General features: G+C 72.4%; 14 protein-coding genes and 1 pseudogene. 10 read left to right on the top strand and 5 right to left on the bottom strand.

Annotation, left to right across the window (positions count from 1 at the left end; all coding sequences use genetic code 11):
- Nucleotide 1: 1 nt before the first annotated feature.
- Nucleotides 2-1,057: a helix-turn-helix transcriptional regulator gene (locus tag KHP12_RS48190; protein ID WP_211834701.1), complete on the bottom strand. Its 1,056-nt coding sequence runs from the start codon at nt 1,055-1,057 to the stop codon at nt 2-4.
- Between the two features lie 99 nt (nt 1,058-1,156).
- Here KHP12_RS48190 and KHP12_RS48185 point away from each other — a divergent pair, with 99 nt between their 5' ends.
- The 3 genes and pseudogenes from KHP12_RS48185 to KHP12_RS48175 all read left to right on the top strand — a co-directional run bounded on the left by KHP12_RS48185 (nt 1,157) and on the right by KHP12_RS48175 (nt 3,182).
- A complete protein-coding gene (locus KHP12_RS48185; RefSeq protein ID WP_086880383.1) occupies nt 1,157-1,747 on the top strand; it encodes a DinB family protein in 591 nt (196 codons plus the stop codon).
- A 158-nt stretch (nt 1,748-1,905) separates the two neighbouring features.
- A pseudogene (locus tag KHP12_RS53715) lies at nt 1,906-2,007 on the top strand (aldo/keto reductase); the annotation flags it as partial.
- A gap of 74 nt (nt 2,008-2,081) precedes the next feature.
- Nucleotides 2,082-3,182, top strand: a complete 1,101-nt coding sequence (locus KHP12_RS48175) for a winged helix DNA-binding domain-containing protein (protein ID WP_086880381.1) — start codon at nt 2,082-2,084, stop codon at nt 3,180-3,182.
- 23 nt (nt 3,183-3,205) lie between these two features.
- Here the strand turns inward: KHP12_RS48175 and KHP12_RS48170 are convergent, their stop codons facing one another.
- The gene (locus KHP12_RS48170) at nt 3,206-4,387 is read right to left on the bottom strand and encodes an acyltransferase family protein (RefSeq protein ID WP_308016680.1); all 1,182 of its coding nucleotides are present in this window, start codon (nt 4,385-4,387) and stop codon (nt 3,206-3,208) included.
- A gap of 132 nt (nt 4,388-4,519) precedes the next feature.
- Entirely contained in the window at nt 4,520-5,425 is a 906-nt protein-coding gene (locus KHP12_RS48165; protein WP_086880379.1) for an MBL fold metallo-hydrolase, read from the bottom strand.
- Nucleotides 5,426-5,532: 107 nt separating this feature from the next.
- Between KHP12_RS48165 and KHP12_RS48160 the strand changes: the two genes are divergently transcribed.
- From KHP12_RS48160 to KHP12_RS48150, 3 genes are all read left to right on the top strand, one after another.
- Complete coding sequence (locus KHP12_RS48160; RefSeq protein ID WP_086880378.1) at nt 5,533-5,742, top strand: hypothetical protein; 210 nt, start codon at nt 5,533-5,535, stop codon at nt 5,740-5,742.
- Nucleotides 5,729-7,141 (top strand): amidase, encoded by a 1,413-nt coding sequence (locus KHP12_RS48155; protein WP_086880377.1) that lies wholly within the window; start codon nt 5,729-5,731, stop codon nt 7,139-7,141. The genes KHP12_RS48160 and KHP12_RS48155 overlap by 14 nt, the downstream gene beginning before the upstream one ends.
- A gap of 70 nt (nt 7,142-7,211) precedes the next feature.
- Entirely contained in the window at nt 7,212-7,781 is a 570-nt protein-coding gene (locus KHP12_RS48150) for a TetR/AcrR family transcriptional regulator (RefSeq protein ID WP_086880376.1), read from the top strand.
- Between the two features lie 25 nt (nt 7,782-7,806).
- On the opposite strand, the gene KHP12_RS48145 is transcribed toward KHP12_RS48150, so the two are convergent.
- Nucleotides 7,807-9,027 carry a cysteine desulfurase-like protein gene (locus tag KHP12_RS48145; RefSeq protein ID WP_211834700.1) on the bottom strand — a complete coding sequence of 407 codons (1,221 nt, stop codon included), beginning with the start codon at nt 9,025-9,027 and terminating at the stop codon, nt 7,807-7,809.
- A gap of 259 nt (nt 9,028-9,286) precedes the next feature.
- Between KHP12_RS48145 and KHP12_RS48140 the strand changes: the two genes are divergently transcribed.
- From KHP12_RS48140 to KHP12_RS48125, 4 genes are all read left to right on the top strand, one after another.
- Nucleotides 9,287-10,501, top strand: a complete 1,215-nt coding sequence (locus KHP12_RS48140; protein WP_372455284.1) for an AI-2E family transporter — start codon at nt 9,287-9,289, stop codon at nt 10,499-10,501.
- Nucleotides 10,502-10,592: 91 nt separating this feature from the next.
- Nucleotides 10,593-11,042 (top strand): RrF2 family transcriptional regulator, encoded by a 450-nt coding sequence (locus tag KHP12_RS48135; RefSeq protein WP_211834699.1) that lies wholly within the window; start codon nt 10,593-10,595, stop codon nt 11,040-11,042.
- A gap of 122 nt (nt 11,043-11,164) precedes the next feature.
- A complete protein-coding gene (locus tag KHP12_RS48130; RefSeq protein WP_211835016.1) occupies nt 11,165-12,376 on the top strand; it encodes a globin domain-containing protein in 1,212 nt (403 codons plus the stop codon).
- A 167-nt stretch (nt 12,377-12,543) separates the two neighbouring features.
- Complete coding sequence (locus tag KHP12_RS48125) at nt 12,544-13,362, top strand: class I SAM-dependent methyltransferase (RefSeq protein WP_211834698.1); 819 nt, start codon at nt 12,544-12,546, stop codon at nt 13,360-13,362.
- Between the two features lie 57 nt (nt 13,363-13,419).
- Here KHP12_RS48125 and KHP12_RS48120 read toward each other — a convergent pair whose 3' ends face one another.
- Nucleotides 13,420-14,133: a methyltransferase gene (locus KHP12_RS48120; RefSeq protein ID WP_281429691.1), complete on the bottom strand. Its 714-nt coding sequence runs from the start codon at nt 14,131-14,133 to the stop codon at nt 13,420-13,422.
- Between the last annotated feature and the right edge of the window lie 11 nt (nt 14,134-14,144).

Raw genomic sequence — 14,144 nt, 5'->3', positions numbered from 1 at the left:
CTCAGCGGCTCGGGGGTGGCGCGGGTCGCTCAGCGGTGCGGGGTGGCACGGTGTCCCCGGTGGCTGCCTCGGCCGCCGCGTCGGCGAAGCGGCGGGCCAGGTGCGCGAAGGCCCCCTTGAGCTCGGGCGGCCCGATGACCTCGATGTCGGCGTCGAACCTGCCGATGGTGGCGGCCAGTCCGGGCCATGACCACGCGCCCAGGACGAGCCGGCAGCGGTCCGGGCCGAGTTCCTCGACGACCCCGTCCCGGGTGTAGGTGGACACGACGGAGGCGGGCAGGTCGAGGATGACCTCTCCTCGGCACGGCCAGCCACCCAAGCCGTCGGAACCCTGGAACCGGCTCGCGACGAAGGCGGCCACATCCCCTCCGGGCACATCGCGCGGGGTGAAGCGCGGCCCCGTGGGGGTGCGCGGGGTGATCCGGTCGACGCGGAAGGTGCGCCAGTCGTCGCGGTCGAGGTCCCAGGCGACGAGATACCAGCGCCCACCCCGGCTGACGAGGTGGTGTGGCTCCGCACGGCGCGGCGGCGTGACGGCGGGGTCGGCGTCGGAGGCATCCGGTGCGGACACGGGGGCGTAAGTGAAGCGCAGCACCTCGCGGGCGCGGACGGCCGCGCCGAGGGTCATGAGCACCCGCGGGCCGACCTGCGGATTCGGTCGGGTATCCGCGCCTTCCACCGCGGTGACCTGGAGGGCGTCGACGCGATGGCGCAGCCGCGCGGGCATCACCTGCCGGACGGTGCTCAGCGCACGCGCCGCCGCTTCCTCGATCCCCGCCCCGGTGGCGGTGGCGGTCTGAAGCGCCACGGCGAGGGCCACGGCCTGGTCGTCGTCGAAGAGCAGCGGCGGCAGATCCGACCCGGCGCCGAGCCGATAGCCCCCGTCGGGGCCCTTGGCGGCCACGATGGGATAGCCGAGCTCGCGCAGGCGGTCGACATCGCGGCGCACGGTGCGCGGGCTGACGTCCAGCCGCTCGGCCAGCAGCTGCCCCGGCCAGTCCCGGCGCGCCTGGAGCAGGGAGAGCAGTGACAGCAGTCGCGCTGATGTCTTCGGCATACCACCGATTCTGCCCGGAGAAGCGGCCACACCCTGTCCGCTACCCCTGCGACGGTAGTCCTCGTCAGACGACGAGAACGACCGAAGGACCCGATCACTGTGACCGCCGCCACCACTCCCGCCACCACTCCCGCCACCACTCTCGACGGCGAGCGGGCCGACCTGCTCGCCGAACTCGCCGCCGCGCGATCCGCCCTGACCAGGACGGTGCGCGAGCTCGGCGACGAGCAGGCCGGCGAACGCCCGACGGTCAGCGCGCTGTGCCTGGGCGGGCTGATCAAGCATGTCGCGGCCATCGAGGAGGGCTGGCTGCGCTTCGTCCTCGAAGGCCCGTCAGCGCTGCGTTACGACCTGCCCGACGGTGTCACCTGGGCCGACCTCGCGGCCGGTACCGCACGGGAGATCCCGCAGTGGGCGATCGACAACCAGAACAACTTCCAGATGCTGCCCGGTGAGACGCTGGCCGGTGTCCTCCGGCGCTACGAGGAGGTCGCCGCCCGGAGCGAGGAGATCATCACCGCCGTCCCCGACCTGTCGGCGACGCACCCGCTGCCCGAGGCGCCCTGGAACGAGCCGGGCGCGGCGCACAGCGTGCGCCGGGTGCTGATGCACGTCATCGCCGAGACCGCCCAGCACGCCGGGCACGCGGACATCATCCGCGAGTCGCTCGACGGGCAGAAGTCCGGCTGACCGCCCGACCGGATCTCCTCGGAGCCGTGCCGGTGACGCCCGTCACCGGCACGGCTCCGGACCCCAACAGCCAAGGAACCGAAGGGAACGGCGCGACTGTGAAGACGCGTGAGCCGGGGCGGACCGGTATCCGGGTCAGCCCCTACTGCCTGAGCACGATGATGTTCGGCCAGGCGGGCAACCCCGATCACGACGACTGTGTCCGGATCATCCACCGGGCGCTGGACTCGGGGACCAACTTCATCGACACCGCCGATGTGTCCTACACCCCGCCATCCGTCCAACTCCCGTCGCTACGGCGGCGATCGGCCGACGAGCGCGCCGCGGTGGCGCGATGACCGTTCTCGACCGCCAGGCGCTGGGCCGGGCGACACTCGCCCGGCAGTTGCTGCTCGATCGGGCCGATATGCCGGTCCACGACGCCGTCGCGCATCTGTGTGGCATGCAGGCGCAGGAACCGCAGGAGCCGTTCACCGGGCTCTGGTCACGGCTGCGCGCGTTCGACCCGGGCGTCCTCTCGGACCTGCTGACCGGTCGGAGCGTGGTGCGGACCCACCTCATGCGCCGTACCGTCCACCTCGTCACCGCCGATGACATCGTGGCCTGGCGCGCCCGCCACGACGCCATGCTGCGCCAGCGGGTACTCGGGACCTACCGTCGCGAGCTGGAGGGGGTGGACCTCGACGAACTCGCCGCCGCGGGCCGGGCGGTGATGGCCGACGGCGAGCCCCGCTCGATGGCCGAGCTGGTGCGGGCGCTGGCCGACCGCTGGCCCGCCCCGGCACCGCGGGCACTGGGCGAGATGCTGATCGCCGCCCTCGTCCCGGTGGCGCAGGCGCCGCCACGCGGGCTGTGGCGCTCCCGGGGAGGTGTGCGTAACGTCCTGCTCTCCTCCTGGCTGGGCCGACCGGTGGACGCGCCCGCCTCCGACGGCGCCGACCCGGTCGGGCAGGCGCTGGTACGGCGCTATCTGGCCGCCTTCGGCCCCGCGTCCTCGGCCGATCTGCGCGGCTGGTGCGGCCTCGCCGGGCTCCCGGCCGCGGTGGCCGCGATACGGGAGGAGCTGGTCACCTTCCGCGATGAACGCGGCCGGGAGCTGCTCGACCTCCCCGACGCGCCACGTCCCGACCCCGACACCCCCGCGCCGGTGCGGTTCCTGCCCGCGTTCGACAACGCGATCCTCGGGTACCACGACCGCGGCCGGATCATCGACGACGCCCACCGCGGCCTGTCGGTCGCCGGGGAGCGCGTGGTGCTGGTGGACGGCCGTGTCGCCGCGACCTGGAGGGTGGACGACGCCACCGTGGTCGTCACCCCGCTGGGCCGCCTCTCCTCGGCCGACCGCACGGCCGTCGGAGAGGAGGGCCGGGAACTGGCGTCGTTCCTCTCCGACGGCGAAAGCCACCGCGTGCGCGTCGCCACGTCGCCGGACTGAGCGATGCGCACGGGCCGCCTGCGTCAAGGAGCGGGGTCCTGCTGGCGCAGGGGTGCGGTCCGGTCGCCGGGCGCGGGCTCGGCAGCCGGTACGGAACGGCCACGGGGGCGGGCGAAGTGACGCATCATCGGCACCTCGACACCGCGCCACAGCAGCAGCGACACCGCCACGCAGAAGGCCGACACCACCACGGACAACAGCGCGGCGGTCACCGTGTCGAACGTCCGCCGGTCCAGCAGCACCCGGATCTCGTACAGCAGCGGGAAGTGCACCATGTACAGCGCGAACGACGCCTCGCCCAGCAGCACCGGCCCACGGCGCCCGAGCAGGCTCTCCCGCCCTTCGACATCGCGGGTGGCGATGGCCGGGATGAGGGCGGCCATCGGCAGACAGGTCGCGGCTCCCCACAGGTACTCCTCGGGCAGCTCCGTCCGCGCCGCGAAGACCCCCGCCAGGGCGAGCAGCGGCCACCGCGGACGCAGCGTGGGCCAGCGGTCGAGCTGGACCGCCCGGGCGAGCACCAGTCCGAGGACGAACTCCAGCAGCCGCACCGGCGGGAAGAAGTAGATCAGCCACCAGCGCTCCGTCGACAGCGGTGACCAGCTCCCGGGAGCCGCCTCGTCGGTGACGGCCATCGCCACCAGCGGCATCGTCACCACCAGCGCCGCCACCAGGGCGATCACCGGCCAGAGCAGCCGTGCCGGGAGGGCGCGCACCGGCCGGATCAGCAGGGGGAAGAGGAGGTAGAAGAACGCCTCGCAGGAGATGGACCAGGTCACCGGGTTGACGCTGCTGAAATCGGCCATGTCGGGGACCCAGGCGTGCACCAGCAGCAGATTCCGGACCGCCTCCCCCGGCCCCGGGTCCGGCACCGGAAGCAACGCGGCGGTGCCCGTCGCCATGAGCAGGCCCAGCATCAGCGACCAGGTCACCACATGGTTGGGGAAGATCTTCACCAGCCGGCGGCGCCAGAACCGGACGGCGGTGTCGGCCGGGGAGGCGTTCCACGCCAGTACGAAACCGCTGAGCAGGAAGAACGAGGAGACCGCCGCCGCGCTCGCCATGGACGAGGCGTCGGCGGCCTCATAGACCCCCTGGTCCTCGAAGAATCTGCCCAGCGTCAGCACATGGCCCGCCAACACCACACCGGCCAGCAGAAAGCGAAGCCCCGTCAACGACGGCAGCCGATCGCCCCGCGACAACACACCGGCCAAAGGAGACCCCTCTCCATACGAAGCAGGCAAAGCACCCACGAGCCTGCCCGTCGCACCGCCCCGGCCCCAATAGCGCCCCTACGGGAACATCCAGGCGAACAGCACCACCCGCGGAGGGGCGTGTCAGCGCGCGCCCGGGAGCACGGGCGAGAGCCGGTAGGCATTCTCGTGGGTGATCACATGACCGGCGGTGGGCGGCGGGAAGTGGGTGCCGAGCAGGAGGGTGCCCGTGTCGGCGAGGGCGCCGAAGAGCTTGTGGCGGGTGGCCTCGGACTGCTCGGGGGCGATGTCGACGCATGAGCCGATGGCGGGGTGGGCGAGCTGGACGGGGTGGTGGACGCAGTCGCCCGTGATCAGCGCCCGCTCGTCGCGGCTGTCGAGCTGAAGGGCGATATGGCCGGGGGTGTGCCCGGGCGTGGGGATCAGCCGCAGTCCGGGGAGGACCTCGGTGCCCTCGTCCGGGACGTCGACCAGATCGAGCCGTCCCGCGTCCTCGACCGGAATCACGGAGTCGAGGAACATCTGGGTGCGCGGCTCGTCCATGTCGTAGGCCGCCCAGAACTCCCGCTCGGCGCGGGAGGTGAGGTAGCGCGCGTGCGGAAAGGTGGGCACCCATGCGCCGTCCACCTCATGGGTGTTCCAGCCGACGTGGTCGGTGTGCAGATGGGTGAGGATCACCAGGTCGATGGATTCCCGGGGGAACCCGGCGGCGGCCAGGCGCTCCAGGTAGTCGGTCCGCAGATCGTGCCAGGCCGGGTTGGCCCGCGTCTTGCCGTTGCCGATGCCGGTGTCGACCAGGACCCGCGCCCCGCCCACCTCGAAGGCGAAGCTGTGGCTGGCGATGCGCAGGGTGCCGTCCTGGTCGGCGAAGTCGGGGCGCAGCCAGTCCTGCCGCGAGACCACGTCCGTGGTGGCGTCGGGCAGCAGCCATGGCCCGGTCTGCGGCGGCAGGAGCACCTCGTCGACGCGGTGGACGGCGATGTCGCCCACGGTCCAGAAGGGGATGTCGATGGCCTGGGGTGTATGCATGGTCCGCTCTTCCTAAACGCAATCCGTTTGCCTTAAGTCACCGTAGGCCCTACAGTCGACTAACGCAAACAGTTAGCTTTTGCCTCGATCTCGCTGAGGGAGACACCTTGTCCGCCGCTGAACTCACCCCTCCGGAGGCGGCCCGCTGGGCCGCACGCGCCGGGCTTCCGCTGCCGGCCGAGCGCCACGCCGCCGCGGCGGCCACCGCCAACCACATCCACGCCGTCGTCGCCGTGCTGCGCGAGCTGGACTTCGGCGACACCCCGCCCGCCCCCGCCTACCGCGCGGGAGAGGAGCAGCGCGATGCGGCCGCATGAGCTGTCCCTCACCGCGGCCGCCGAGGCGATCCGGGCCCGGCGGCTGTCCCCCGTCGAGCTGGTGGACTCCGTCCTGGACCGCGTCGAGCGGCTGGAACCCCGGCTGAACGCCTACGCCACGGTGACGGCTGAGCGGGCGCGCCGGGCCGCGCGCGAGGCCGCGGACGAAGCCGCGGCCGGCCGCCTCCGCGGCCCGCTGCACGGCATCCCGATGGGCCTGAAGGACCTGATCGACGTCGCGGGCGTGGCCACCACCGCGAGCTCCCGGGTCCGCGCCGACCACCGCGCCCAGGCGGACAGCACGGTCGCCGCCCGGCTGAGCGCGTCCGGCGCGGTCCTGGTCGGCAAGACCCACACCCATGAGTTCGCGTACGGGCTGACCACCCCGCAGACCCACAACGCCTGGGACACCGGCCGGGTCGCGGGCGGCTCCAGCGGCGGATCCGCCGTGGCCGTCGCCGCGGGCACCGCGGCCTTCGCCCTGGGCACCGACACCGGCGGATCCATCCGCGTCCCCGCCGCGCTCAACGGGGTCGTCGGCCTCAAGCCGACGTACGGCCTCGTCCCCCGCCACGGCGTCACCTCCCTTTCGTGGTCGCTGGACCACGTCGGCCCGCTCACCCGCACCGTCGAGGACCAGGCCCTGGTCCTGGCGGTCCTGGCCGGGCACGACCCCCGCGACCCCGCGTCCCTGGACGTGCCCGCACGGGACTACCGGCCGGGCGCGGCCGAGGACCTGACGGGACTGCGCGTCGGCGTGCCGCGCAACTACTACTTCGAGCACGTCGACACGGAGGTGGAGGCCGCGGTCCGGCGGGCCGTCGAGCGGCTCGAGGCCCTGGGCGCCCGCCTCGTCGAGGTCGAGATCCCCATGACCCGCTACATCCAGGCCACGCAGTGGGGCCTGATGGTGCCGGAGGCCACCGCGTACCACGAGCGCACCCTGCGCACGGCGCCGGAGCTGTACCAGGCGGATGTGCGCATCCTGCTGGAGGCGGGTGAACTGATGCCCGCCGGGGACTATCTGCGCGCCCAGCGCTCCCGCACCCTGATGCGGCGGGAGTGGGCGCGCATGCTGGAGGACGTCGATGTGATCGCCGCCCCGACGGTCCCGGCCACCGCGGTGAAGGCCGGTCAGGAGACGATCACCTGGCCGGACGGCACCGTCGAGGCCGTCTCCGACGCCTATGTGCGCCTCTCGGCCCCCGCCAACCTCACCGGGCTGCCGTCGCTGTCCGTCCCGGTCGGCCACGACACGGCGGGCCTGCCGATCGGCATGCAGTTGCTCGGGCGGCCGCTCGGGGAGGGTGTGCTGCTGCGGGTCGGTCACGCCTACGAGCGGACGCGGCCCGCACTCGAGCCGGCGCGGCCCGCACTCGAGCCGGCGCCCACGGCCTGACGCGTCCACTGAGCGGCCCCGGGACGCACCGCCTCCCCAGAAGCAACAGATTTGCTTTAAGGTGGGATGAATGAGCAGGCAGATGGTGCGCCCCGGGGGGCGCAGCGCCCGGGTCCAGGCATCGGTGCACACCGCCGTGCGCGAACTGGAGGCGGAGGTGGGCCGCGACGGTCTCACGGTGCCGCTGATCGCCCAGCGCGCGGGCGTCACCCCCTCCACGATCTACCGCCGCTGGGGAGACCTCAGCCAACTGCTGTCGGATGTCGCGGTCGAGCGTCTGCGGCCCGAGACCACGCCCCAGGACCACGGCGGTCTGGAGTCCGATCTGACGGCCTGGGCCGAGCAGTTCCTCGACGAGATGGCCTCCCCGGCCGGGCGTGCCTACATCCGCGACGCCCTGCTCGGCGACCCGGACGGCAGCAACGCCGGCCAGTGCTCGGCCTACGCCGCCGACCAGGTCGATGTCATCCTGACCCGCGCGGCCGAACGCGGGGAGGACACCCCCGGCGTCGAGACGGTCGTCGACCACATCGTGGCGCCCTTGATGTACCGCATCCTCTTCCGCCCCGCCGGGCTCGACGCCGCGCATGCCCGCGGACTCGTGGCGGAGCTGCTCGAAGGGCACGCCACCGAGACATGAGACCGGCTGGTGGGCGCCGGGTGAGTCAGCCGCGCGGGGCCGGAGTGCGCAGGAAGTCCGAGAGCGCCTCCAGCAGCCGGTCCACGTCCTCGGCACTGGTGTAGGGGGCCAGGCCGATACGCAGCCCACCGGTGTCGCCCAGGCCCAGCCTGCGGGATGCCTCCACCGCGTAGAACGAACCGGAGGGGGCGTCGACGCCACGGCCGGCGAGGTAGCGGTAGGCGTCGGTGGTGTCGCGGCCGTCGATGGTCAGCAGCACGGTCGGGGTGCGGTCCACAGCACGGGAGTGGATGGTGAGCGGGTCCATTGCGGCCAGCCCCTCGTCGATGCGCCCGCGCAGCGTGGCCTCGTGCTCCTCGAGGGCCGCGAACGACGATGCCAGCCGGTCCCTGCGGCTTCCTTCCGCGCCGGGGTCCAGGGTGGCGAGGAAGTCGACGGCGGCGCGGGTGCCGGCGAGGAATTCATAGGGCAGGGTGCCGAATTCGAAGCGCTCGGGGACGGCGTTCGTCGACGGGAGCAGCTTGTCCGGGGTCAGGGTCTCCAGGAGCTCGGGGTCGGCTGCCAGCACGCCGAGGTGGGGGCCGAGGAACTTGTAGGGGGAGCAGACGAAGAAGTCCGCTCCGAGCCGCCGGATGTCGACATGGGCGTGGGCGGCGTAGTGCACGCCGTCGACGTGGAGCAGCGCCCCGGCCGCGTGCACCCGCCGGGAGATCTCCGGGATGTCCGGGCGGGTGCCGATCAGGTTCGAGGCGGCGGTGACCGCGACCAGCCGGGTGCGGTCGCCGAGCTGGGCGCTGATGTCATCGGGGGTCAGCTCGCCGGTGGCGGGGTCGAAGTCGGCCCAGCGCACGGTGGCCCCGGCGGCCTCGGCGGCCTGGACCCACGGGCGGATGTTGGAGTCGTGGTCCAGCCGGGACACCACCACCTCGTCGCCCGGCGACCAGGTCTTGGCGAGGGTGCGGGAGAAGTCGTAGATGAGGGCGGTGGCGCTGCGCCCGAAGACGATCCCGGCCGGGTCGGCGCCGAGCAGATCGGCCATGGCCCCCCGGGCCGACTGGACCAGGGCCTCGGCGTTGCGCTCCCCCGCGGTGAGGTGGCCGCGGTTGGCCAGGGGGTTGGCCAGCGCGTCGGAGATGGACTCGATGACGGGGAGCGGGGTCTGGGTGCCTCCCGGGCCGTCGAAGTGGGCCGACCCGGCCTTCAGCGCGGGGAACTGTGCGCGGATGGCGGTGATGTCGTATGTCACGAGCGGCTCCTTGCAGAGTGCCTTGGCGAGCGGGTGACCAGGGCGATCTTAGGCGGGCCCGGGTGCGGAACGGCAGGGGGCGAGGACGGCCGCCGCGCCGGGGACACGAGGGCCGCCGCGCCGGGGACATGAGGGCCGCCGCGCCGGGAAGAGGTGTCCGGCGCCCGGACGGCAACCCTGATTGAATCTGTACGTAGCAGGATGAATCACCATCCTCTTCCGCCGCGCAGGACCGGACGCAGAAGGCGGTGGCGCCGACGTGAGCAGCGACTCTCCTCCCCCGCCCGAGCGGCCGGGAGGCCGGGGCGTACGCCCTCGGCGTGGGGTGGCGGGCGGACCGGCGGGGCGGGCCTCGCGGGCGGTGGCGCGGGCCCGCCGCTCCGGCTCCGCGGCCCTGACGGCGGCGGTGCGCCGGGCGGGGGACGAGAACGGACGGGTCCATCCCGGGCTGCGGCTGACCGCCGCGTACACATGGCGTCTGATGGTCATCGGGGTGGCCGTCTATCTGGCGTTCACGGTGCTGGGGCGGTTCGAGCTCGTCGCGATCGCGGTGTTCCTGGCGCTGGTGGCCACCGCGTTGCTGCGCCCGCTGGCCGATCTGCTGGCGCGGGTGTGTCCCAGGCCGCTGGCGGTGGCGCTGGCGGTGTTCGGCACGCTGTTCGCGGTGTTGGGGCTGCTGGCGCTGGTGGGGAACGCGGCGGCCGCGGAGGCGGGTCGGCTGGTGGGTGAGCTGCGCGGCGGGATCGGCCGGATCGAGCGGTGGCTGGAGGGGCCGCCGTTCCATGTGCGGCACGGGGTGCTGTCGGGGACCCACGACAAGGTCACCGCCTTTGTGTCACGGCATCGCGCGACGCTGATCAGCAGGGCGCTCAGCAGCGCCGGGCGGGTCGTGGAGGCGGGCACGGCACTGTTCCTGGCCCTGTTCTGTTCGATCTTCTTCATCCATTCCGGCGACCGGATGTGGCAGTGGTTCCGGGGCCAGCTCCCCGAGCGCGCCCGCTCCCCGTGGGAGCGTGCGGCGCGGGCGGCGTGGACCACCTTCGCCGGGTACACCCGGGGCATCATCGTCGTGGCCGCCTCCAACGCGGCCCTGGTCGGCATCGCGTTGTTCCTGCTGCGGGTGCCGCTGGCCCTGCCGCTGACGCTGCTGGTCTTCTTCGCGACGTTCGTCCCGCTGATCGGTTCGCCGATCGCGCTGGCGGTGGCGACGGTGGTGGCCCTGGCCGGGCGGGGTCCGGCCATCGCGGCCGTGGTGCTGTTGCTGATCGTGGCGGTCGGTCAGTTCGAGGGCCATGTGCTGCATCCGCTGGTGATGAGCTGGGCGGTGCGGCTCCATCCGGTGGTGGTGGCGATTTCGGTCATCGCCGGGAGCATCGTGGCGGGGGTGGTCGGGGCGGTGGTGGCCGTGCCCATGGTGTCCGTCGCCTGGTCGGTGACGCGGGCGCTGCGCGGGCGGCCGCCCGGCGAGGCCTGACCGGCGCCGTGGCCGGAACACCCGTACGCCGGAGGCCGGAACACGCCGCTATAAATTGCATCTCAGATTCGTATTATCGTAATCTGCCGCAATGCGGCTGACGAAGTCAACGGACCTGGCGCTCCGCACGATCATGCGGCTGGCGGTCACCGGCGCCGAGCCCTGCACCGCCCGGCAGGTCGCCGAGGAGATGCAGGTGCCGTACAGCCATCTGGCCAAGGTCGCGGCCCGGCTACAACACCTGGGTCTGATCGAGACACGGCGCGGACGGGGCGGCGGGCTGACGCTCACCACGACCGGGCGCACCGCCTCGGTCGGCCAGCTGGTCCGGGAGCTCGAGGGGGTCGGCGATGTCGTCGACTGCGAGGGGGATGTGCCGTGTCCGCTGCGGCAGGGCTGCCGGCTGCGGATGGCGCTGCGCCGGGCGCAGGAGGCGTTCCTCGCCTCGCTCGACCCCCTCACGGTCGACGATCTGGTGGCGTCCCCGACCGGCCCGGTACTGCTGGGGCTGGTCGGGCGCGCACCCGGACTGTCCCCATGAGGCCGCCGTCCGCGTCACGGACCCCGGATCCCATCCCACCGAGCCGTGCTGACACGGAGGTCACCATGCCCGGTTCACCCATGCCGTTGAATACGAATCTGAGATACCAGTTAGGCCCGCTCATGCTCTCCCAGAAGTCCGCCGAGACCGTCCGCGCCACGCTTCCCACCGTTGGTGAGGCCATCGGCACCATCACCGAGCTGTTCTACCGGAAGCTCTTCACGGCCCACCCCGAACTGCTGAGGAACATGTTCAACCGGGCCAACCAGGCCGCGGGCACCCAACGGCAGGCCCTCGCGGGCGCGATCGCCGCGTTCGCCACCGCCCTGGTGGAGCGGCCGGGCACCCGCCCCGACGCCCTGCTGAGCCGGATCGCCCACAAGCACGCCTCGCTCGGGGTGAGCGCCGCGCAGTATCCGGTGGTGCACCGTCATCTGTCCGCCGCCATCGCGGAGGTGCTCGGCGACGCGGCCACCGAGGAGGTGGCCGCCGCCTGGGACGAGGTGTACTGGCTGATGGCCAACGCCCTGATCGAGATCGAGCGGCGGCTGTACGCGGAGCAGGGCGTGCTGGCCGGCGGGACCTGGCGGCAGTGGGAGGTGGTCGAGCGGGTCCGGGAGACCGCGGATGTGGCCACCTTCCGGATCCGTCCGGCGGACGGCCGCCCCGCCCCGGCGTTCACGGCGGGCCAGTATGTCTCGGTGCAGGTGGAACTGGCCGACGAAGCGCGGCAGATCCGCCAGTACAGCCTGACCAACGCCCCCGGCGCCACCGTGCGCTCCTTCTCCGTCAAGCGCGAGGCCGCGGGCGAGGGCCCGGCCGGTGAGGTCTCCGGCCACCTCCACGACCACATCCACGAGGGCGACGAGCTCACCGTCTCCGCGCCCTACGGCGATGTCGTGCTCGACGGCACGGACACACCGCTGCTGCTCGCCTCCGCCGGGATCGGCTGCACCCCGATGGTGGCCATGCTGGAGGAGCTGACGGCCCGCGGGCACCAGGCCCCGGTCATCGCCGTCCACGCCGACCGCTCCGCCGCCGACCACGCCCTGCGCGAAGACCAGGAGCGGCTGGTCACCAAGCTGGCGCGGGGCACCGCCCATACGTGGTACGAGCGGCCCGAGGGCCACTGGCCGGCCGAGCGCACCGGCCGCGTCGACCTGTCCGGCATCGAGATCCCGGACGGCGTGCAGGCGTATCTGTGCGGGCCGATGCCCTTCATGCGGTCGGTGCGGACCCAGTTGCTGGAGCGGGGTGTGCACCCCTCCGCGATCCACTACGAGGTCTTCGGCCCCGATCTGTGGCTGACGCGGGACCACGGCGAGGACCACTGACGCTCACCGCGCCCGTCCGCCCGATGTTGGCCGGATGAACTCGAATGGCCCAGGGGCCGGTCGCTTTTGCCGGGGGGAACGTGGGACCGTACGGACACGGGTTCTGCCCATTCCCTACGCAACCGTACGGAATGGTCCGTCCGGTACCCCCACATCGACGAGGAACCATGGATCGCGAAAAGATCACTCTCAGCGGCGCTCAGGAGACCTTGCTCGCCACGCTGTACGGCAGGGCGGTGGACAGCCGTTCACCCGACTCCATCCTGCACGACCACGCGGCCCGGGAGGCCGTGGAGCGCGTGGCCTACGACTTCGGCAAAACGGGGATGACGGACACGACGGCGGTCGGCATCGCCCTGCGGGCGAAACAGCTCGACGACTGGGCCTTGGAGTTCCTGGCCGAGCATCAGAAGGCGACCGTGCTCCATCTCGCGTGCGGTCTCGACACCCGGGTGCAGCGCCTCGACCCGCCGTCGTCGGTGCGCTGGCTCGACGTCGACTACCCCGAGGTGATCGATCTGCGCCGGCGGCTGCTGCCCGAGCCGTCGGGGAACTACGAGATGGTCGGCGCCTCGGTGACCGATGAGGCATGGCTGCGCGAGGTGCCGGACGACCGGCCCGCCGTGGTCGTCGCCGAGGGGCTGACGATGTATCTGCGCAAGGAGGAGGGCAAGCGGCTGATCCAGCGGATCACCGAGCGGTTCCCCAGCGGCCAGCTGCTCTTCGATGTCTACGGGCCGCTGGGCATCCGGCTCCAGAAGATGGTCCCCGCGGTGCGCAACGCGGGCGCCACTCTCCACTGGGGCCTGGACGACCCCCATGAGGTCGAGACCTGGCACCCGGGGCTGACCTGCCTCGACGCGGTGCGCAGCGTGGACATGCCGGGGGTGGAGAAGATGCCGGCCTCCGGCCGGATGAGCATGCGGGTGATGGCGCATCTGCCCGGTTTCCGGAATGTGGGCCGGATCCTGCGCTACCGCTTCTAGCGGCTCCGGCCCGGCGCCGGGTTGGTCCCGGGGCCGGGCCGAGCGGCCAGGTCACCGCTATTTGATGCCCACCAGCATGGAGTAGCCGTCCGTCAGCGGTTCGATCCGGCTGCCGCTGAACCCCGTGTCCGCCAGCCAGGCACGGCCGCCGGCGGCCGGGTACTCGAAGCCGGACCGGGTCTCGATGAGCATGTTCAGGCTGGCCAGCAGACCGAAGGTGTTCTCCTTACGGTCGTCGTCGATGATGGCGTCGTAGGCGAGGACCGCTCCCCCGTCGGGCAGCGCGTCATACGCCTCCTTCAGCAGCAGCCGCTTCTCCTCCAGGCCCCAGCCGTGCAGGATCTGGCCCAGCACGATCACATCGGCGCGGGGCAGGTCATCGGTGAAGAAGTCGCCACCGTGGAAGGTGAGCCGGTCCTCCAGGCCGAAGGACGCCACGTATTTCTCGAAGACGGGCCGCACCCGGGGCAGCGCGAAGACACCGCCGCTCATATGGGGGTGGCGCTGGGCCACCGCCACCGGGACGCAGCCCACCGCTCCGCCGACGTCCAGCACGGTCCGGCAGTCGGCCCAGGGGAACCGCTCGGCTATCACCATCGCCTTGCCCATGCTGAGCCCGGTCATTCCGTGCAGGAATCGCTCGAGGCCCTCCTGGTCGTGGTAGATGGCGTCGAATACGTCGCCGCCGTGCTTGTGCTCGTTCTGCGGTTTCCCGGTGTGCAGCGCCTCGGTGAGCGACCCCCAGAAGGGATACAGCCGGCTGTTGGCCATCTCCAGGATGC

Origin of the sequence: Streptomyces asiaticus (genome assembly GCF_018138715.1) — a bacterium.
Classification (GTDB): Bacteria; Actinomycetota; Actinomycetes; order Streptomycetales; family Streptomycetaceae; genus Streptomyces; species Streptomyces asiaticus.
Note: the sequence above shows the minus strand (reverse complement) of the source record. Positions and strands in the feature narration are given on the sequence as shown.